The organism is Pseudescherichia sp. (genome assembly GCF_031979925.1).
Classification (GTDB): Bacteria; Pseudomonadota; Gammaproteobacteria; order Enterobacterales; family Enterobacteriaceae; genus Pseudescherichia.
In genome coordinates, this window is sequence record NZ_DALZFB010000010.1 from 20,837 (window position 1) to 40,514 (window position 19,678).

Genomic DNA, 19,678 nt, shown 5'->3' on the forward strand with positions numbered 1-19,678 from the left:
ATGAGCTTCAATACCGTTATCGACTGGAACGGCTGTACCCCGGAGCAACAGCGCGATCTGCTGATGCGCCCGGCTATCTCCGCTTCGGAAAGCATCACCCGCACGGTGGTGGAGATCCTCGACAACGTTAAGGCACGCGGCGATGATGCGCTGCGTGACTACAGCGCCAAATTTGATAAAACCGAAGTCGGCGCGATCAAAGTGACTGCCCAGGAGATCGCCGACGCCAGCGCGCGTTTGGGAGACGATATTAAGCAGGCAATGGCCGTGGCGGTGAAGAATATCGATACCTTCCACCAGGCGCAAAAGCTGCAAACCGTGGATGTGGAAACCCTGCCCGGCGTGCGTTGCCAGCAGGTGACGCGCCCGATTGCCTCCGTGGGACTCTATATTCCCGGCGGCTCCGCGCCGCTCTTTTCGACGGTGCTGATGCTGGCTACCCCGGCGCGCATCGCGGGTTGCCAGCGGGTGGTGCTCTGCTCGCCGCCGCCGATTGCCGATGAGATCCTCTATGCTGCCAGCCTCTGCGGCGTGCAGGAGGTCTTCAAGGTTGGCGGGGCGCAGGCTATCGCCGCCCTGGCCTTTGGCACCGACTCGATCCCGGCGGTGGATAAGATCTTTGGCCCGGGCAACGCCTTCGTGACCGAAGCCAAGCGCCAGGTGAGCCAGCGGCTGGATGGGGCGGCAATCGACATGCCTGCCGGTCCTTCCGAGGTGCTGGTGATTGCTGACAGCGGTGCAACGCCGGATTTCGTTGCCTCGGACCTGCTCTCCCAGGCCGAACACGGCCCGGACTCGCAGGTGATCCTGCTGACGCCGGACACGCAGATGGCTGAAGCGGTCGCCGAGGCCGTCGAACGCCAGCTGGCCGAGCTGCCTCGTGCCGAGACCGCACGCCAGGCGCTGGCCGCCAGTCGACTGATCGTGGCGCAGGATCTGGCCCAGTGCATTGCTATCTCTAACGCCTACGGCCCGGAGCACCTGATTATTCAGACCCGCGACGCCCGTTCCCTGGTAGACGACATCACCAGCGCAGGGTCGGTGTTCCTTGGCGACTGGTCGCCGGAGTCGGCGGGTGATTACGCGTCGGGTACTAACCACGTGCTGCCGACCTACGGCTATACTGCCACCAGCTCAAGCCTCGGGCTGGCGGATTTCCAGAAGCGCATGACGGTGCAGGAGCTGTCCCGGGAGGGATTCTCTGCGCTGGCGGCGACCATTGAGACCCTGGCGGCGGCCGAGCGCCTGCACGCCCACAAGAATGCAGTTACCCTGCGCGTTAACGCCCTCAAGGAGCAAGCATGAGCATTGAAAACCTGGCGCGCGAGAACGTGCGAAACCTGACGCCGTACCAGTCCGCTCGTCGCCTGGGGGGCAAAGGCGACGTCTGGCTGAACGCCAACGAGTTCCCTACCCCGGTGGCCTTTGAGCTGACCCAGTCGTCGCTCAACCGCTACCCGGAGTGCCAGCCGAAAGCGGTGATTGAAGGCTATGCCCGCTATGCCGACGTTCAGCCAGAGCAGGTATTGGTCAGCCGTGGTGCAGACGAAGGCATCGAGCTGCTGATCCGCGCCTTCTGCGAGCCGGGCAAGGACGCTATTCTCTACTGTCCGCCGACCTACGGCATGTACAGCGTCAGCGCCGAGACCTTCGGCGTCGAGGCGCGCACCGTTCCGGCGCTGGAAGGCTGGCAGCTCAACCTGGAGGGGATTGCTGACGCCCTTGATGGGGTGAAGCTTCTCTATGTATGCAGCCCGAACAACCCAACCGGACAGATTATCGATCCGCAGGATATGCGCGCCCTACTGGAGATGACCCGCGGTAAAGCGCTGGTGATCGCCGACGAGGCCTATATTGAGTTCTGTCCGCAGGCAACGCTCAGCGGCTGGCTGGCGGAGTATCCGCACCTGGTGATCCTGCGCACCCTGTCGAAAGCCTTTGCGCTGGCTGGCCTGCGCTGTGGCTTTACCCTCGCAAGCAAGGAGATTATCGCCCTGCTGCTGAAGGTGATTGCCCCCTACCCGCTCTCAACGCCGGTTGCCGAGATCGCCGCCCAGGCACTCTCCCCAGCGGGCATTGAGGCCATGCGCGGACGCGTGGCGCAGATCCTTAATGAACGTCACTACCTGGTCGAGCAGCTGCGCACCATTCCCTGCGTGGAAACAGTATTTGATTCAGAAACTAACTATATTCTGGCGCGCATCACCGCCTCCAGCGCGGTATTTAAATCCCTTTGGGACCAGGGCATTATTCTACGCGATCAGAACAAACAACCCTCTTTAAGCGGCTGCCTGCGGATCACCATCGGCACCCGGGAAGAGAGCCAGCGCGTCATTGACGCCCTACGTGCGGAGCAAGTATGAGCCAGAAGTATCTTTTTATTGACCGTGACGGCACCCTGATTAGCGAGCCGCCGAGCGACTTCCAGGTCGATAGCTTTGAAAAGCTGGCTTTTGAGCCAGACGCCATCCCGGTGCTGCTGAAGCTGCAGGCCGCTGGCTTTAAGCTGGTGATGATCACCAACCAGGACGGGCTGGGTACGGCAAGCTTCCCACAGGAGCACTTTACCGGCCCGCACAACCTGATGATGCAGATCTTCACCTCCCAGGGCGTAGTTTTTGATGAAGTGCTGATCTGTCCGCACCTGCCCGCCGACGAGTGCGACTGCCGCAAGCCAAAGGTGAAGCTGGTTGAGGGTTACCTCGCTGATGAGGCGCTGGATAAGGCCAACAGCTACGTGATTGGCGACCGGATGACGGACGTGACCCTTGCTGAAAACATGGGCATCACCGGCCTGCGCTACGATCGGGAGACCCTTAACTGGCGCGCCATTGGCGATCAGCTGACCAAACGCGACCGCTATGCCCACGTCGAGCGCAAGACTAAAGAGACGCAGATTGACGTCAAGGTGTGGCTGGATCGTGAAGGTGGCAGCAAGATTAACACCGGGGTTGGCTTCTTTGACCATATGCTCGACCAGATCGCCACCCACGGCGGCTTCCGCATGGAGATTCAGGTTAAGGGCGATCTCTATATTGACGATCACCACACCGTGGAAGATACCGGCCTTGCGCTCGGCGAGGCGCTCAAGCTAGCCCTCGGCGACAAGCGCGGCATCAACCGCTTTGGTTTTGTTCTGCCAATGGACGAGTGCCTGGCTCGCTGCGCGCTGGATATCTCCGGGCGTCCGCACCTGGAGTATAAAGCCGAGTTTACCTACCAGCGCGTAGGTGATCTCACTACCGAGATGGTTGAGCACTTCTTCCGCTCGCTCTCCTACACCATGGCCGTGACTCTGCACCTGAAAACCAAGGGCAAGAACGATCACCACCGCGTGGAGAGCCTGTTTAAAGCCTTTGGCCGTACGCTGCGCCAGGCGATCCGGGTGGAAGGTGATACTCTTCCCTCCTCGAAAGGAGTTCTGTAATGAACGTGGTGATCCTTGATACCGGCTGCGCCAACCTGCACTCGGTGACATCCGCCATTGCCCGCCACGGCTACGCGCCGGTGGTAAGCCGTGATCCGGACGTGGTCCTGCGCGCGGATAAACTCTTTTTACCGGGCGTGGGTACGGCGCAGGCCGCCATGGATCAGATCCATCAGCGCGAGCTGGTCAATCTGATCCGGGCCTGCACCCAGCCGGTGCTCGGGATCTGCCTAGGCATGCAACTGCTGGGCAGCCGCAGCGAAGAGACCCATGGCGTGGAGCTGCTGGGGATTATTGATGAGCCGGTGGTTAAGATGGAGGACGTCGGGTTACCGCTGCCCCATATGGGCTGGAACCGCGTCTACCCGAAAGCGGGCGATCGCCTGTTTCGCGGCATTGAGGACGGGGCGTACTTCTACTTCGTGCACAGCTATGCCATGCCGGTGAATGCCCAGACCATCGCCCAGTGTCACTACGGCGCGCCCTTTACCGCCGCCGTGCAGAAAGATAATTTCTACGGCGTCCAGTTTCACCCGGAGCGCTCGGGCGCGGCGGGCGCGCAGCTGCTGAAAAATTTCCTGGAGATGTAATGATTATTCCGGCTTTAGATTTAATTGATGGCACGGTAGTTCGCCTCCATCAGGGAGACTATGCCCAACAGCGCGACTATGGCAACGATCCGCTTACCCGCCTGCAGGGCTATGCTGCGGAAGGCGCAGAAGTGCTGCACCTGGTCGATCTCACCGGGGCGAAAAATCCGGCTAAGCGGCAGATCCCACTGATTAAAACGTTGGTTGCCGGGGTGAACGTGCCGGTGCAGGTCGGCGGCGGGATCCGTACGGAAGAGGACGTTGCTGCTCTGCTGGCAGCCGGTGTCGCTCGCGTGGTAGTCGGCTCGACAGCGGTAAAATCTCCCGAGATGGTTAAGGGCTGGTTTACACGCTTTGGCGCAGAGGCGCTGGTGCTGGCGCTCGACGTACGCATTGACGCCGAGGGCGTTAAGCAGGTCGCGGTCAGCGGCTGGCAGGAGAACTCTGGCGTCTCGCTGGAGGAGCTCATTGAAACTTATCAGCCTGTTGGCCTGAAGCACGTCCTGTGCACGGATATCTCCCGCGACGGTACCCTCGCCGGGTCCAACGTCTCGCTATATGAAGAGGTGTGCGCACGTTATCCGCAGATCGCTTTCCAGTCCTCGGGCGGCATCGGTGGGCTACAGGACATCGCCGCCCTGCGCGGTACCGGCGTCCGCGGCGTGATCGTTGGACGCGCGCTTCTGGAAGGCAAATTTAACGTAACGGAGGCGATCCAATGCTGGCAAAACGGATAATCCCCTGCCTGGACGTGCGTAACGGCCAGGTAGTAAAAGGCGTGCAGTTCCGCAACCATGAGATCATTGGCGAAATCGTCCCGCTGGCAAAGCGCTACGCTGAAGAAGGTGCTGACGAGCTGGTGTTTTACGATATCACCGCTTCCAGCGACGGGCGCGTCGTAGATAAGAGCTGGGTCTCGCGGGTAGCGGAAGCGATCGATATCCCCTTCTGCGTGGCGGGCGGGATTAAATCCGTTGACGATGCGGCACAGATCCTCTCCTTCGGCGCGGACAAGATCTCCATCAACTCCCCCGCGCTAGCCGATCCTGAGCTGATCACCCGCCTTGCCGACCGCTTTGGCGTGCAGTGTATTGTGATTGGCATCGACACCTGGTTTGATGAAGCCACCGGCAAGTATCACGTTAATCAGTATACCGGCGACGAAACCCGTACCCGCGTCACCACCTGGGAGACACTGGACTGGGTGCAGGAGGTACAGAAACGCGGTGCAGGCGAAATCGTACTTAACATGATGAACCAGGACGGGGTGCGCAACGGTTATGACCTGACGCAGCTGAAAAAGGTGCGCGAAGTATGTCATGTTCCGCTGATCGCCTCCGGCGGTGCAGGAACCATGGAGCACTTCCTGGAAGCCTTCCGGGATGTTGACGTAGACGGCGCGCTGGCCGCTTCCGTCTTCCACAAGCAAATTATTAATATTGGTGAACTGAAAGCGTACCTGGCACTGCAGGGCGTGGAGATAAGGATATGTTAACAGAGCAACAACGCAGCCTGCTGGACTGGACCAAAACCGATGGGCTGCTGCCCGCCGTGATTCAGCACGCGGTGTCCGGGGAAGTATTAATGCTGGGCTATATGGATCAGCAGGCGCTGGCGAAGACCGAAGAGAGCGGGCTGGTCACCTTCTACTCCCGCACTAAACAGCGCCTGTGGACCAAGGGTGAAACCTCCGGCAACGTGCTTAACGTGGTCAGTATCACCCCGGACTGCGATAACGACACGCTGCTGGTGCTGGTCAACCCTGTCGGCCCGACCTGTCATACCGGCACCACCAGCTGCTTTGGTGAAGAGAAGAACCATCAGTGGCTGTTCCTCTATCAGCTGGAGCAGCTGCTGGCGGCGCGTAAAAGCGCCGATCCCGCCAGCTCTTACACGGCGAAGCTCTATGCCAGCGGCACCAAGCGTATTGCGCAGAAAGTAGGTGAAGAAGGTGTAGAAACCGCACTGGCAGCGACCGTTCACGATCGCGAGGAGCTGACGAACGAAGCCTCGGATCTGATCTACCACCTGCTGGTGCTGTTGCAGGATCAGGACCTGGATATGACGGCGATTATTGAGAACCTGAGAGCGCGGCACAAGTAGTGCCTCAGAGATAAAAAAACCGGGCAAGCCCGGTTTTTTATTATGCTTATTTACGCTCTTCGCTGGTAGTTACGCAGCGCGTTACGGGTAAGGACGAAGCCTGAGCCGAGGAGTAGCCCCAGGAGTACGGCCAGAACCACCGTTAATCCACGTTTCGGGCTGTCGCGCCAGACCGGCAGGGTTGGCTTCATCACGTAGCGGTAGCTGTGCATATTAGTCGGATCGGGTTTCAGGCGGGCAATATCCAGCAGGCTCTTACGCATCTGATAATAGTTATCAGCAAAAACAAGCGGGCGTGACGACTCATTTTTTATCATTGACTCAAGAGCTTCCCCGCCAAGCAGGAATAACGTATCCTGAGTCACTTCCTGCGTCTGCTGCACTTGAGGCGTTTTAATCTCTGCTTCCTGAGCCACCTTTAACGCTGCTGAGATCTGTTTTAGACGCAGATCTTTCTGCTCCTGGGCCACCTTTTCCTGAGTCGCCAGAAGTGCACCTAGCTCGGTTGTTCTTGACTTAATATTAACAGAAAGGTCAAGGTTTAGCTCGTCAGCAATCTGTTCATCAATCTGTTGAATATATTGCGCCAGCGTTTTCTGAGCATTTTCAGCAGATTCGCCCTGATAGGTCACCTTTAACGGCAACGGCTGGCCTTTTATTGCCGTATCAATAGTAAGCTTTTCAGGTTCCTGTTGGTTTTCTAAAGTTTCAGAAAGAGCAGAAAAAGCAGCATTAAAGCGATTAATGACGCGATGCTGGATTTCATCAATATCAGCAGGAGTGCCGCCGTTTAAGACGCTAGCAGCATTGGTATATCCTGTAATTTGACCTGCATCAGGCATTGTCAACACAGCAGTAGATGTCCACTTTTGTGGGGCAACAAAAACATAAATTAAAGCAGCGATCACAGTAATAGCAACAAAAATCGCAACTGTTACCTTCTCACGCCATAGCTGCAATAAAAGATCAATAAAATCAATCTGTTCTGAGTTATTGCTTCCCTTAAACCTTTGATTATCGTCGTTGTGCGTCATAGCAACCTTTATGATCCAAGCGCAAATAATTGATACATCAGCTGTAGTGTACCGTTAGCGTAATTTTTTTCTATAGGATTCAGTGTAATTCAACTTCACTATGTTGCATTAATGTCACTACATTTTTCAAAGCTCAAAAAATGAGCTCATGTCAACCACTTACACACTTTTAAACAAAAAGCCTGATTAAGAAATCAGGCTTAGACGCGTAAAACGGGTTGAAGCTTAAAATGCTAATCGTTACCAAACAGATCGCGGGTATAGACTTTTTCCGCAACGTCGCGTAACTCCTCTGCCATCCGGTTAGAAATAATGACGTCAGCTTCCTGTTTAAAGGCGGCTAAATCAGCTACGACACGTGAATTAAAGAAACGTTCCTCTTTCATCACCGGTTCATAAATAATGACTTCTACGCCTTTCGCTTTGATACGCTTCATAATGCCCTGGATTGAAGAGGCGCGGAAGTTATCAGAACCACTTTTCATTATCAGACGATAGACGCCCACAACCTTTGGCTGCCGCGCCAGAATAGCATCGGCAATAAAATCTTTCCGGGTGCGGTTAGCATCAACAATCGCTGAAACAATATTGTTAGGTACCGATTTATAGTTAGCCACCAGCTGCTTGGTATCTTTTGGCAAACAGTAACCGCCGTAGCCAAAGGAAGGGTTGTTATAATGATTACCAATACGCGGATCCAGGCATACCCCTTCAATAATCTGTCGGGTATTTAAGCCGAGGCTTTCCGCATAGCTGTCCAGTTCGTTGAAGTAAGCAACACGCATCGCCAGATAGGTGTTAGCAAATAGCTTAATAGCTTCGGCTTCGGTAGAGTCGGTAAAGAGAACCGGGATATCAGTTTTGATCGCCCCTTCCACCAGCAGTGCGGCAAAACGCTCCGCACGATGCGAACGTTCGCCGATGACGATCCGCGACGGATGGAGGTTATCATACAACGCCCGCCCCTCACGCAGAAACTCCGGGGAGAAGATGACGTTATCAATGCCCAGCGACTCTTTGATTTTTTGTGTGAAACCAACGGGAACCGTTGATTTGATTACCATAACCGCCTTTGGGTTTATTTCATTAACATCTTTAATAACGGCTTCAACGCTGGTGGTACAAAAGTAGTTGGTTTTTGGATCGTAATCCGTTGGCGTAGCGATGATGACATAATCTGCATCGCGATAGGCATCGTATTTATCAGTAGTGGCTCTGAAATTGAGTGGCTTAGTTTTAAGATATTCCTCAATTTCCCTGTCGGCAATGGGCGACTTCTCCTGGTTCAGCAGATCCACTTTTTCCTGCACAATGTCCAGCGCAACAACTTCATGATTCTGGGCAATTAAAATACCATTGGAGAGGCCTACATAACCCGTACCGGAGATTGTAATTTTCATACGTTTGACTTTTTCTCGTTAAAGAACGTAGTGCCTGAAAGCAGCACGGCCAATGAGTGGAGCGGCTTTAACGATAACGACAGTATGATTAAGGTGTCAATACGACTGAGGGATATTCAGATAAGCTTTATAATTTGTTGCAGATAAATACCCTTTTTAACAAATTACAATCAGATAAAATAAAAAAAGCCCGGTTAAACCGGGCTTAATAATTTATTAATAATCAGATTATTCCAGCCACTCGGTATGGAATACACCCTCTTTATCGGTGCGTTTGTAGGTATGCGCACCAAAGTAGTCACGCTGGGCCTGGATCAGGTTAGCGGGCAGCACGGCAGAGCGGTAGCTGTCGTAGTAGGCTACAGCTGCGCCGAAGGTCGGTACCGGAATACCATTCTGTACGGCATAGGCAACCACGTCACGCAGAGCCTGCTGATAATCGTCGGCGATCTGCTTGAAGTAAGGTGCCAGCAGCAGGTTGGCGATAGCCGGTGTCTCTGCATAGGCATCGGTAATTTTCTGCAGGAACTGGGCGCGGATAATGCAGCCAGCACGGAAAATTTTCGCGATCTCGCCGTAGTTCAGATCCCAATTGTATTCTACAGATGCAGCACGCAGCTGAGAGAAACCTTGTGCATAGGAGACAATTTTGCCCAGATAGAGCGCACGACGAACTTTCTCAACGAACTCAGCTTTATCACCGGCAGGCTGAGCCTGCGGACCGCTCAGCACTTTAGAGGCAGCAACGCGCTGCTCTTTCAGGGAAGAGATATAACGCGCAAACACGGACTCGGTGATCAGCGACAGCGGCTCGCCAAGATCCAGGGAGCTCTGGCTGGTCCACTTACCGGTGCCTTTGTTTGCTGCTTCATCAAGGATCACATCAACCAGGTATTTACCCTCTTCATCTTTCTTAGTGAAGATATCTTTTGTGATGTCGATCAGATAGCTGCTCAGCTCGCCTTCATTCCACTCGGTAAAAGTCTGAGCCAGCTCTTCATTAGAGAGGTTCAAGCCGCCTTTCAGCAACGAGTAGGCTTCAGCGATCAGCTGCATGTCACCGTATTCAATACCGTTATGTACCATCTTAACATAGTGACCGGCACCGTCAGCGCCGATGTAAGTCACGCACGGTTCGCCGTCTTCCGCTACTGCAGCAATTTTGGTCAGGATCGGAGCAACCAGCTCGTATGCTTCTTTCTGACCGCCAGGCATGATGGATGGACCTTTCAGAGCCCCCTCTTCACCGCCGGAAACACCGGTTCCGATAAAATTAAAGCCTTCAGCAGAAAGTTCGCGGTTACGGCGAATGGTGTCGTGGAAGAAGGTGTTACCACCATCAATGATAATGTCGCCTTTATCCAGATAAGGTTTAAGGGAGTTGATGGCAGCATCCGTGCCTGCGCCCGCTTGCACCATTAGCAGGATACGACGAGGCGTTTCAAGAGATTCAACGAACTCCTGCACGGTGTAATAAGGCACCAGCTTTTTGCCAGGATTTTCGGCAACCACTTCTTCGGTCTTCTCACGAGAGCGGTTGAACACGGAAACGGTGTAGCCACGGCTTTCAATATTAAGAGCCAGATTACGGCCCATTACGGCCATACCTACAACGCCGATCTGCTGTTTAGACATTACATACTCCTGTCAGTTACGATAACTACTGGCTAAATATTCGGCTGTTAATAAATATCTATAAATATATTAGATATTGCTAACATTTTACAATGACAATATTAACCTCTATAAATTTTACTTACAGCTTTGTTGCGCGCTTCGAGCGTATAATGCTTTTGGACATAGCTCCTGGCATTTTCAGCATGTTGCAACAAGACATCAGGATTTTGGCAATACTTTTTAATCAGTAAGGATAATTTCTCATGATCTGCGACTTCAAATAGAAATCCGTTATACCCATCTTTAACAAGGTCATTATTCCCAGGTATATTTGTTACCAGACATGGCAGGCCACAACTCATAGCCTCTAATATCGCTAGCGGCATACCTTCCCAAAGCGAAGGCAGAACAAATAAATTATGCTGAGGTAGAATCTCTGCAATATTATCTTTCCATCCCAAAAAGATAATTTTGCCAGAATAGTTTGCGGCTAACGTATTCAACTCTTCCATAAGTTCACCATCGCCTACATAAGTAACGGTGATGTTTATATTCTCATCAAGGAGTTTTTTTACGGCTAAAAAAAGCGTCTTAGGATCTTTCTGCGGCCACAGTCTACCAACCATAATGATATTGATCTGCTCAGCAGCTCGGATGCTCAAGGCTGGAACAAATTTATCGGTATCGACTCCATTTGGTATAATATGAACTCGTTTTGGTGTATACCCTAATTTCTCTATTGCAATGGCCCTATCTTTTTCGTTTAGAACGATAAGTTCATCTGTGAAGTACTTTGCAAGCCACTCCATAAAGAAATATAGATAATATGACTTTTTCGACGTTGCCGCAGGGAAAGCATAACCGTGTACGGTATGAATAACTTTCGGAACGCCAGCAAATTTCGCTGCAATACGCCCAAGCACTCCGGTTTTAGATGAATGGGTATGGACCACATCAAAATTCTTTGCCCGAATTAACTTAAATAAGTTAATGAGTGATTTTAAATCCTTTGAAGCTGATAGCTCTCTACAAAATTGAGGAATGCTATAACAAGGAATGCCTTTTGCTGATAAAACTTCAGTCAAAGGCCCCTCATTAGAACAGACTAAAGAATAATCAAATTCATTTTCCAGGTGCGTTATTTCATTAAGGCTGACCCGTTGCACACCACTCAATAATGGAAGCAATTGCACATGCAATATTTTGATTTTCTGCTGCATAAGTAATAAAACACTCAATAAATATTTGTGAATAACTAGCTTAGATCTGCATAATAAATAGCGCGCTGCACAATACTATAATTTCTGCCAGCTTGAAATAGTGCTTAGGGTAAAGCGAAGCATAAGGAAATTACCGCTTTGAAGCATACTCTCCATACTGATTCTTTAAGCCATCACGTAACCCAGCCAGAATCATTTTGCATATATGCTTTTTATTCTTATTAGTGCAAATAGAGATGATTGCCCGTAAAACATTCAAGAACATTTCGCGGATTTTGTAACCCGCCGGAACATAAGGCAGTCGAATCATAAAAAAACTATTTCTTACAAGATAGTAACGACGCAATGCGCTATGTACAGAGATCGTCCTACCTAGAATTTTTAGTCTTGCATCGCCAATGGTATGTGCCATTTTCGCCTTGTTTGTCATGGCAACTGCAAATCCCATGCTTTTAGCCCGTAACGACCATTCGACGTCGATGTAATCAACAAATAACTGCTCCTCCATTCCACCCACTTTTTTGAAAACATCGCTTGAAAAGAAGGAGCCAGAGGCGATGACAAAGGTAACTTCAGAGAACTCTTGTACGGGTACCCGGCTAATAAATGGCCCGTTATAAGAAGTACCTGGATAGATTTCACCGCTATTAGGGTCGTAGAATGAAGCTCCCAATATACCGACATTATTTTGTTGGTATACTGATAACAAATTACTAATAAACTTAGGTTCTAGAATACTATCCTGATCCAGCAGCAATAGATAATCAGCACCTTTAGTTTCAATTGCATGATTAATGCCAACGTTTTGCGCATAAGCCAGACCAAAGTTTTTTTCTAACTTAATCAGATCAAAACTAAATTCTTTATGTAACCCTTCTATTTCTACAATATTCAAAGAACCATTGTCTACAATAATACAACAATCGACTTGTCCAACCAGAGACTGGAGTTGATTCCTCAAGCATGCTATATCAGGATTGTAGGTTACCGTTACAGAACTAATCACTGGAGCCTCATTAATACATGTCTGGATTACTTAATTTGCGATTGAGTAACCACATCGCGAATGGCTTCCAGGTAACCGAAACCATACTTTTCGTCGGGCTCTAAATATGTCCCTTCCGCCCACTCATTCCATGCATTTATGAATAGGAAAGGAGAAGAGACGTCCAGGCCCATCGAATAAATTTTTGCAAAATTATTTTTGAAGCGTTGTGGTGTACTGCCTTTCATAACCAGTGACTTGGTTTTCTTACGCGGTGTGTTATCCCAATCCACAAACGCACCTGGATAGGAGTCCGCAGAATAGCTTTTAGCCAGAATTCTGTTCCAAATTTGCTGATATGATAGCGTCTGCTCAACAAAATTAGTATTCAGTTTTTGATTAGCAATTCGTCGCAGTCGACCAACGATTTTACGCTTCAACGGATGAATGTTACCCATCGAGTGTTCAAAGGTGCACATTGGTTCAAAGTGCAGTTCAGCGTTGAAATCAAGCTTACGGGGATCCTGACGGAAAGAAGTCAGCGTTGTAATAAAGTGAATATCTTTAAAAGATGTTTCTTTAGCAAGGCTGCGCCAGTAGCTAATCCATTCATTACATTTTTCAAAGCTTTCCGAGCGATAGAGAACAAATACCGGTTTATTATTAAAGCGAATATAACGTGGATCTTCGAAAAATGGCTTAAGGTAGTTAAAATGCTGTAGCCACTCTTCCGGACCGCCATATTCCTGTGGCATCAGAACGTCTCGATGACTGCCGTCCCAGCTGCGGGTCCAGGGTTCATTAGCCCATGAAAACATAAACGGCATATCGATGCTTTGATCGGCTAAAAGCAGCTCTGCAGGCTTATCAAGCAAGCGTTTACCGTTGAACCAGTAGTGATAGAAACAGAAACCATCCACTTTATGCTGTTTAGCGAGTTCAGCCTGCCACCTTAATACATCGGTGTCGAGTAAATTATAATAATTGCTTTTGTAAGGCACTCGCGGCTGATAGTGCTGTTTAAAAAGAGGCTTAGCTTTTTTTACGTTTGTCCACTCAGTAAATCCCTTCCCCCACCATTTATTATTCTCTTCCACTTCATGATATTGAGGAAGATAAAAAGCGATAACTTTCAAAAACGCCTCCATTTTTTATTAACTAAGAAAACTAACATATGGACAGATATTGAAATTATAAAATAATCCCAAAAGAAGGATAACTGCACTGGCAAAAATTGATGTGAGAAGAATAGAATTATAAAAGCATATACCGTATTGAGGTTCAGGAAAGTAAAATTCAGGGATAGCTTACAGTGGCTATATGAAACAACAACCCCAAAGATAAAACTGAGCAGCGATAAACCTATAGCCCCAACATAAAGGAAGGGTACTAAAAATGAGGTATAGAACGCATTAAATGAGTTATCGCCTTTAAAGGTAATAAAATCTTGCACCTTATCAAAGAAGGGTGCTTGATTAAACATTTTACTGCCTATCGTTCCAAGAAACAAAAATGGACTCGAAAGATCATAAAACTCATTATATTCCGCTCTATTTTCTATTGCCCTACTAAACAAAGAATAACCTACCACCAGGTAATTTCGTGCATTATTTAAGTTGGCATTGATATCACCTTCACCGCGGAAGATAAAAGCGCTAATCATAAATAAGAAAAAGAGAGAAACCAGCAGTATGATTTTTTTGGTCGTTACTTTTTTGTCATAACAATAAAGCAAAATAAATATTGTCAAAATCACTGGGAAAATATAGTACCGCGAAATCAATAACGACTCTTTTGCCACTAATAAAAGTGCAGACAAATACAGGATTTTACTTTTCCCTGTGGTAATCCTTTTGTAAATGCCAAAGCTGACGCCAAACAACGGTATGATAGTCGCGTAGATAAATAAATACGCCGCAAAACTTCCATAATATTCTTTTAATGCGTCGCTTTTAAAGAGGCTAATACGATAATCAAGAATAGTATTAAAATCCTGGATAACAACCCAAAATTTTAATGAAAGTATAACAATGACAACAACATCTATTAGCAAGGCTATTTTTACAAATTTATTCAGCCAGGGATGAGGTTTTTCATTGCTAAAGTAAACATTCTCATTTTTTTTGAAAAGATGTAGGCCGAGAGCACCCCCTGCAAAGAAGTAGAGGTAAGCTATGGTGATAACAAAAAAGCCATAACCTATTTCAAAAGGAACCTGCTCCTGGGTTGTCCAAAGCAATACTGAAACAAAAATGTATAAAAATAGATACTTTAACGGATTCCTTATTTTCTTCATGCTTTGACTCTGCATCTGTAGCTCATAGCAATAAATATTGCGGTTATAAGGAATTCTGTAATTAAAACACTTATAATAACGCCAAATGTAGGTGCTATATAGGTCAGTGCTATCGCCATTACCACATGTAGAATACTAGCAAAAACATATACAGAACGTAGGACAGCCGTTTTATTGATGTTAACCAGCCACCATTGCCCATAAACAATACTGACGCCAACTAAAAAGGGTATGGGTGACATAATCAAAAGCATTTCTGATGACACACGGTAAGCAGGACCGTAATACCATAAAGATAATGGATAACCAATAATTGCCATTCCCAGCATTATACATGCGCTAAAAATAATAAATTTTAACCCATACATTTTTACAACATTCTTCAGCGTCAGACCACTATCGACAAGTGAACAGACCCGAGGGAAAACAGCCTGCTGAACGGGAGTTAAAATCCCCTGGGCTGCAGCTCTTATCTTATCCGCCGCTGAGAAATATCCTGCTAGCGTAGCACCACCAAAATAACCAATAATGATCACGTTAAGCGTTGTATAAAGGCTTATTGTTACGTTTGAAATAAACAGGTCAAATCCGTCTTTATAAGATAAAAAGATCTCTTTGAAACTTATTTTTGTAAAAGATACGATGTTTAATTTCTTGAGAATGCAAAATGAGATTAATGCAGTAAACACGTAGCCTAAGGACTGACTGAGTATCGCTTTATCTATATCCTCAGGCTCTTGGACAAGAATAAAAACCAATAGTAGCGAAAGAAATTTTGCAATAGTTGAACTTACTGCTATGCCCTGCATTTTCTCCAGCCCCTGATATAACCATATCGGGAAGAAGACGCTACCTATAACGGATAGACTCCCTAATAACAGGAAGTAGCTAATGTTATTGAACCCGTTAATAATTATATAAGCAGACAACACAATATAGACAGGCGTCAATAATAGCAGTTTTGCCATTGTCGTCACTGTATAAATATGGTTTATTTTTTTATTATCATTTTTATTTAATGCAATCTGCCTGGTTGCGCTAAAGTTAAACCCGTAGTCAACAATAATAATAGCATATTGCACGATTGCCATAATAATTGACATTACCCCAAAGTTTGCAACGCCCAATACTCTCATTAAATAGGGTAAAGTCAACAAGGGAAACAAATAGTTTGATGCCTGAACAATAAACAGCAGTATAATATTCTTTTTCACTACATTTAGCCATAGATAGTATAATGAGCTAAGCTGCGCAAAAATGCGCAGCTATTAAGTTACTTGAATATCTCTTCGAAAGCTAACCCGTTACGATCTTTTTCGGAAATTGATAATTGCTGAGAATCTATCAATGGCCAGGTAATATTCAGGGTCTTATCGCTCCACAGGATTGATTTTTCTGCATGAGGTGCGTAAAAATTGGTAGCTTTATAAACAAACTCAGCAGAATCGCTCAAGACATAAAAACCATGCGCAAAGCCTTCAGGGATCCATAATTGGCGCTTATTTTCTGCTGACAATATAACGCCGACCCATTTTCCATAGGTTGGAGAGCCCTCACGGATATCAACAGCAACATCAAAGACTTCACCCGCAACACAACGTACAAGCTTGCCCTGCTCGTGTGGTTTATTTTGGAAATGAAGCCCGCGCAATACACCTTTAGCAGATTTTGAGTGGTTATCCTGGACAAAATTGACTTTCCGGCCCACCGCATTTTCAAATACTTGCTGATTGAAACTTTCCATAAAGAACCCACGGTCATCGCCAAATACCTTAGGTTCAAAAATTAATACGTCAGGGATTTCTGTTTTAATAATATTCATCTTATTAATAACCTTTAATCATCTTCAGTAAGTACTGACCATAAGCATTTTTTGATAACGGTTTAGCCAGCTCTTTAACCTGCTCCGCGTTAATAAAACCTTTGCGATAAGCGATCTCTTCCGGGCAAGCTACCTTCAGGCCCTGACGCTCTTCAATTGTCGCAATGAAGTTACTCGCTTCAATCAGGCTCTGATGCGTTCCGGTATCCAGCCAGGCGAAACCACGGCCCATCATAGCTACCGACAATTTGCCCTTCTCCAGGTAGAGACGGTTAATATCGGTGATTTCCAGCTCGCCGCGCGGGGAGGGTTTCAGGCTCTTCGCCATTTCGACAACGCTGTTATCGTAGAAATAGAGGCCGGTTACCGCATAGTTGCTTTTCGGCTCCGTCGGTTTCTCTTCAAGCGAGATAGCCGTACCGTTGCTGTCAAACTCCACCACGCCGTAGCGCTCCGGATCGTTAACATGGTAGGCAAATACCGTCGCCCCACTCTCTTTGCTTACGGCTGCTTCCAGCTGTTTCGGCAGATCGTGGCCGTAGAAGATGTTATCTCCCAGCACCAACGCACAGTTATCGTCGCCGATAAACTCTTCACCAATAATAAAGGCCTGGGCCAGACCATCCGGGCTCGGCTGTACTTTGTACTGCAGGTTCAGCCCCCACTGGCTGCCATCACCCAGTAGCTGCTCGAAGCGCGGCGTATCCTGCGGAGTACTGATGATCAAAATGTCACGAATGCCCGCCAGCATCAACGTTGAGAGCGGGTAATAGATCATCGGCTTGTCATAGATTGGCAGCAGCTGCTTGCTGACGGCCATGGTGACAGGATAGAGACGCGTGCCGGAACCGCCGGCCAGAATAATACCTTTACGTGTTGTCATTTTTTTCTCTGTATACAGAAAATGCCCGCATCCGGGCATTAGAAATGTCAAATTAGAATGAGGTGGTACTAAACAGCTCAGCCAGCATGCGTTTAACACCCGCATCCCAGGCAGGCAGAACCAGATCAAAATTTTGCTGGAACTTATCCGTGTTTAAACGGGAGTTGGTCGGCCTACGGGCTGGCGTCGGGTAGGCAGAGGTCGGAACGGCGTTAAGCTTCTCAATCGCCAGCTCGATGCCCGCTGCTTTCGCTTCGGCGAATACCAGAGCGGCATAGTCATGCCACGTTGTGGTGCCGGACGCTACCAGATGGTATAGACCCGCCACCTCTGGTTTTTGTAGCGCGGTACGGATGGCGTGTGCCGTGCAGTCGGCCAGCAGCTCAGCGCCGGTTGGTGCACCAAACTGATCGTTAATCACCGACAGCTCCGGACGATCCTTGGCCAGACGCAGCATGGTCTTGGCAAAGTTATTGCCTTTACCTGCGTAGACCCAGCTGGTACGGAAGATCAGATGCTTCGTGCAGTTTTCCTGCACTGCCCTTTCGCCTGCCAGCTTGGTTTCACCGTAGACGTTCAACGGAGCAACGGCGTCGGTCTCCAGCCATGGTGTCTCTCCGTCACCCGGAAAAACGTAGTCGGTAGAGTAGTGGATAAGCCATGCGCCAAGCTTTTCAGCTTCGACGGCAATGGCTTCGACGCTGGTCGCGTTGAGTAGCTGGGCAAATTCGCGCTCGGACTCGGCTTTATCAACGGCAGTATGGGCCGCAGCGTTGACGATTACATCCGGACGTACGCGGCGAACGGTTTCCGCCACGCCTTCTGGATTACTGAAGTCGCCGCAGTAGGTTGTTGATCTGACATCAACCGCCGTCACCGTGCCAAGCGGTGCAAGGGCGCGCTGCAGCTCCCAGCCGACCTGACCCGTTTTACCAAACAGCAGAATATTCATTATGAACGTTCTCCGTAGTTCTGCTCGATCCAGGTTTTGTAGCTGCCGCTTTTCACGTTATCCACCCACTGCTGGTTGTCCAGGTACCAGCGGACGGTTTTACGGATACCGGATTCGAAGGTCTCTTCTGGCTTCCAGCCCAGCTCGCGGCTGATTTTGTCCGCGTCAATAGCGTAGCGGCGGTCGTGGCCTGGACGGTCTGTCACATACGTGATCTGATCGCGATAAGAGCCCTCTTTCGGCACGATCTCGTCCAGCAGATCACAGATGGTATGCACCACGTCCAGGTTCTGCTTCTCGTTATGGCCGCCAATGTTGTAGGTCTCGCCAGGCGCCCCCTGAGTGACCACGATATAGAGCGCCCGGGCATGATCTTCAACATAGAGCCAGTCGCGGATCTGATCGCCTTTGCCATAGATCGGCAGCGGTTTGCCTTCCAGCGCGTTGAGGATAACCAGCGGGATCAGCTTCTCAGGGAAGTGATACGGCCCGTAGTTATTGGAGCAGTTGGTGACCAGCGTTGGCAGGCCATAGGTACGACGCCATGCACGCACCAGGTGATCGCTGGAAGCTTTAGAAGAGGAGTAGGGGCTGCTGGGAGCATACGCGGTCTGCTCGGTAAAGAGCGGCAGTGCCTCGCCCTGCGGGTGCTCGTCCGGATGCGGCAGATCGCCATATACTTCATCGGTAGAGATATGGTGGAAGCGAAACGCTTTTTTCGCCTCGTCGCTTAACGTCATCCAGTAAGCGCGGGCACCTTCCAGCAGAACGTAGGTACCCACAATATTCGTTTCAATAAAGTCAGCGGGGCCGGTAATGGAGCGGTCAACGTGGCTCTCTGCTGCCAGGTGCATCACCGCGTCAGGCTTGTGCTCAGCGAATACGCGTGCAACCTCAGCGGCATCACAAATATCGACACGCTCAAAGGCATAACGATCGCTATCGGCAACGTCAACAAGCGATTCCAGATTACCGGCGTAAGTCAATTTATCAACATTCACAACGGAATCTTGGGTATTTTTAATAATATGTCGGACGACCGCAGAGCCGATGAAACCCGCTCCACCAGTAACAAGGATTTTCACGCTATCAATTCCGTCAATTCAATAAGGAAAGGGTGTATTGCGCAAGACTGTGTGCAACAGAACAGCCTCACTCCATTCGCAGGCACGCTACCGCCCCAGGCTCAACAGCTACCCGTGGACTGTACCGACCAATTTGTACAATAACTCATGCCCAATGATGATGTCCGGGCGATAAATCAGGTGCTAATTGTCATCCTAAACGCGTAGAGAAACAAGGAAAATTCTTAGCGTTTTGCTGTATGAATAATCAACACAACCCCTTGA

19 protein-coding genes are annotated in these 19,678 nt (G+C 49.2%); 7 read left to right on the top strand and 12 right to left on the bottom strand.

The window, feature by feature from the left end:
* From hisD to hisIE, 7 genes are read left to right on the top strand one after another with little or no spacing between them, the layout of a single operon-like run.
* On the top strand, positions 1-1,305 hold the full coding sequence (gene hisD, locus RTM13_RS15880) for a histidinol dehydrogenase (RefSeq protein WP_312213120.1): 1,305 nt from the start codon (positions 1-3) through the stop codon (positions 1,303-1,305).
* The gene (gene hisC, locus RTM13_RS15885; RefSeq protein WP_312213122.1) at positions 1,302-2,363 is read left to right on the top strand and encodes a histidinol-phosphate transaminase; all 1,062 of its coding nucleotides are present in this window, start codon (positions 1,302-1,304) and stop codon (positions 2,361-2,363) included. Before hisD ends, hisC begins: the two co-directional genes overlap by 4 nt.
* Positions 2,360-3,427 carry a bifunctional histidinol-phosphatase/imidazoleglycerol-phosphate dehydratase HisB gene (hisB, locus tag RTM13_RS15890; protein ID WP_312213124.1) on the top strand — a complete coding sequence of 356 codons (1,068 nt, stop codon included), beginning with the start codon at positions 2,360-2,362 and terminating at the stop codon, positions 3,425-3,427. The genes hisC and hisB overlap by 4 nt, the downstream gene beginning before the upstream one ends.
* Entirely contained in the window at positions 3,427-4,017 is a 591-nt protein-coding gene (hisH, locus tag RTM13_RS15895; protein ID WP_312213125.1) for an imidazole glycerol phosphate synthase subunit HisH, read from the top strand. Before hisB ends, hisH begins: the two co-directional genes overlap by 1 nt.
* Positions 4,017-4,754 (top strand): 1-(5-phosphoribosyl)-5-[(5-phosphoribosylamino)methylideneamino]imidazole-4-carboxamide isomerase, encoded by a 738-nt coding sequence (gene hisA, locus RTM13_RS15900; protein ID WP_312213127.1) that lies wholly within the window; start codon positions 4,017-4,019, stop codon positions 4,752-4,754. Before hisH ends, hisA begins: the two co-directional genes overlap by 1 nt.
* Positions 4,736-5,512: an imidazole glycerol phosphate synthase subunit HisF gene (gene hisF, locus RTM13_RS15905; RefSeq protein WP_312213129.1), complete on the top strand. Its 777-nt coding sequence runs from the start codon at positions 4,736-4,738 to the stop codon at positions 5,510-5,512. Before hisA ends, hisF begins: the two co-directional genes overlap by 19 nt.
* Positions 5,506-6,120, top strand: a complete 615-nt coding sequence (hisIE, locus tag RTM13_RS15910) for a bifunctional phosphoribosyl-AMP cyclohydrolase/phosphoribosyl-ATP diphosphatase HisIE (protein ID WP_312213131.1) — start codon at positions 5,506-5,508, stop codon at positions 6,118-6,120. Before hisF ends, hisIE begins: the two co-directional genes overlap by 7 nt.
* Before the next feature lie 50 nt (positions 6,121-6,170).
* Here hisIE and wzzB read toward each other — a convergent pair whose 3' ends face one another.
* From wzzB to rfbB, 12 genes are all read right to left on the bottom strand, one after another.
* On the bottom strand, positions 6,171-7,154 hold the full coding sequence (gene wzzB, locus RTM13_RS15915; protein ID WP_312213133.1) for an LPS O-antigen chain length determinant protein WzzB: 984 nt from the start codon (positions 7,152-7,154) through the stop codon (positions 6,171-6,173).
* Between the two features lie 233 nt (positions 7,155-7,387).
* The gene (gene ugd / locus RTM13_RS15920; protein WP_312213135.1) at positions 7,388-8,554 is read right to left on the bottom strand and encodes a UDP-glucose 6-dehydrogenase; all 1,167 of its coding nucleotides are present in this window, start codon (positions 8,552-8,554) and stop codon (positions 7,388-7,390) included.
* A gap of 228 nt (positions 8,555-8,782) precedes the next feature.
* Positions 8,783-10,189: an NADP-dependent phosphogluconate dehydrogenase gene (gene gndA / locus RTM13_RS15925; RefSeq protein WP_312213137.1), complete on the bottom strand. Its 1,407-nt coding sequence runs from the start codon at positions 10,187-10,189 to the stop codon at positions 8,783-8,785.
* A gap of 101 nt (positions 10,190-10,290) precedes the next feature.
* Positions 10,291-11,391, bottom strand: coding sequence for a glycosyltransferase family 4 protein (locus tag RTM13_RS15930; RefSeq protein ID WP_312213139.1), 1,101 nt, complete (start codon positions 11,389-11,391; stop codon positions 10,291-10,293).
* Between the two features lie 130 nt (positions 11,392-11,521).
* On the bottom strand, positions 11,522-12,397 hold the full coding sequence (locus RTM13_RS15935; RefSeq protein WP_312213141.1) for a glycosyltransferase family 2 protein: 876 nt from the start codon (positions 12,395-12,397) through the stop codon (positions 11,522-11,524).
* Between the two features lie 26 nt (positions 12,398-12,423).
* Positions 12,424-13,512: a glycoside hydrolase family 99-like domain-containing protein gene (locus RTM13_RS15940; protein WP_312213142.1), complete on the bottom strand. Its 1,089-nt coding sequence runs from the start codon at positions 13,510-13,512 to the stop codon at positions 12,424-12,426.
* Positions 13,509-14,672, bottom strand: a complete 1,164-nt coding sequence (locus tag RTM13_RS15945) for an O-antigen polymerase (protein WP_312213144.1) — start codon at positions 14,670-14,672, stop codon at positions 13,509-13,511. Before RTM13_RS15945 ends, RTM13_RS15940 begins: the two co-directional genes overlap by 4 nt.
* Entirely contained in the window at positions 14,669-15,886 is a 1,218-nt protein-coding gene (locus RTM13_RS15950; RefSeq protein WP_312213146.1) for an oligosaccharide flippase family protein, read from the bottom strand. The genes RTM13_RS15945 and RTM13_RS15950 overlap by 4 nt, the downstream gene beginning before the upstream one ends.
* A gap of 59 nt (positions 15,887-15,945) precedes the next feature.
* Entirely contained in the window at positions 15,946-16,494 is a 549-nt protein-coding gene (rfbC, locus tag RTM13_RS15955; protein ID WP_312213148.1) for a dTDP-4-dehydrorhamnose 3,5-epimerase, read from the bottom strand.
* 4 nt (positions 16,495-16,498) lie between these two features.
* The gene (gene rfbA / locus RTM13_RS15960; protein ID WP_312213150.1) at positions 16,499-17,377 is read right to left on the bottom strand and encodes a glucose-1-phosphate thymidylyltransferase RfbA; all 879 of its coding nucleotides are present in this window, start codon (positions 17,375-17,377) and stop codon (positions 16,499-16,501) included.
* A 52-nt stretch (positions 17,378-17,429) separates the two neighbouring features.
* Complete coding sequence (rfbD, locus tag RTM13_RS15965) at positions 17,430-18,329, bottom strand: dTDP-4-dehydrorhamnose reductase (RefSeq protein ID WP_312213152.1); 900 nt, start codon at positions 18,327-18,329, stop codon at positions 17,430-17,432.
* The gene (gene rfbB / locus RTM13_RS15970) at positions 18,329-19,414 is read right to left on the bottom strand and encodes a dTDP-glucose 4,6-dehydratase (protein WP_312213154.1); all 1,086 of its coding nucleotides are present in this window, start codon (positions 19,412-19,414) and stop codon (positions 18,329-18,331) included. Before rfbB ends, rfbD begins: the two co-directional genes overlap by 1 nt.
* Positions 19,415-19,678 lie beyond the last annotated feature (264 nt).

Excerpts from the sequence above, each read along its gene's own strand:
- RTM13_RS15930 (WP_312213139.1), bottom strand. The coding sequence starts at position 11,391 with ATGCAGCAGAAAATCAAAATATTGCATGTGCAATTGCTTCCATTATTG.
- rfbC (WP_312213148.1), bottom strand. The coding sequence starts at position 16,494 with ATGAATATTATTAAAACAGAAATCCCTGACGTATTAATTTTTGAACCT.
- rfbD (WP_312213152.1), bottom strand. The coding sequence starts at position 18,329 with ATGAATATTCTGCTGTTTGGTAAAACGGGTCAGGTCGGCTGGGAGCTG.
- hisF (WP_312213129.1), top strand. The coding sequence starts at position 4,736 with ATGCTGGCAAAACGGATAATCCCCTGCCTGGACGTGCGTAACGGCCAG.
- wzzB (WP_312213133.1), bottom strand. The coding sequence starts at position 7,154 with ATGACGCACAACGACGATAATCAAAGGTTTAAGGGAAGCAATAACTCA.
- hisD (WP_312213120.1), top strand. The coding sequence starts at position 1 with ATGAGCTTCAATACCGTTATCGACTGGAACGGCTGTACCCCGGAGCAA.
- hisB (WP_312213124.1), top strand. The coding sequence starts at position 2,360 with ATGAGCCAGAAGTATCTTTTTATTGACCGTGACGGCACCCTGATTAGC.
- hisA (WP_312213127.1), top strand. The coding sequence starts at position 4,017 with ATGATTATTCCGGCTTTAGATTTAATTGATGGCACGGTAGTTCGCCTC.
- RTM13_RS15945 (WP_312213144.1), bottom strand. The coding sequence starts at position 14,672 with ATGAAGAAAATAAGGAATCCGTTAAAGTATCTATTTTTATACATTTTT.
- hisC (WP_312213122.1), top strand. The coding sequence starts at position 1,302 with ATGAGCATTGAAAACCTGGCGCGCGAGAACGTGCGAAACCTGACGCCG.
- rfbA (WP_312213150.1), bottom strand. The coding sequence starts at position 17,377 with ATGACAACACGTAAAGGTATTATTCTGGCCGGCGGTTCCGGCACGCGT.
- ugd (WP_312213135.1), bottom strand. The coding sequence starts at position 8,554 with ATGAAAATTACAATCTCCGGTACGGGTTATGTAGGCCTCTCCAATGGT.
- gndA (WP_312213137.1), bottom strand. The coding sequence starts at position 10,189 with ATGTCTAAACAGCAGATCGGCGTTGTAGGTATGGCCGTAATGGGCCGT.
- hisH (WP_312213125.1), top strand. The coding sequence starts at position 3,427 with ATGAACGTGGTGATCCTTGATACCGGCTGCGCCAACCTGCACTCGGTG.
- hisIE (WP_312213131.1), top strand. The coding sequence starts at position 5,506 with ATGTTAACAGAGCAACAACGCAGCCTGCTGGACTGGACCAAAACCGAT.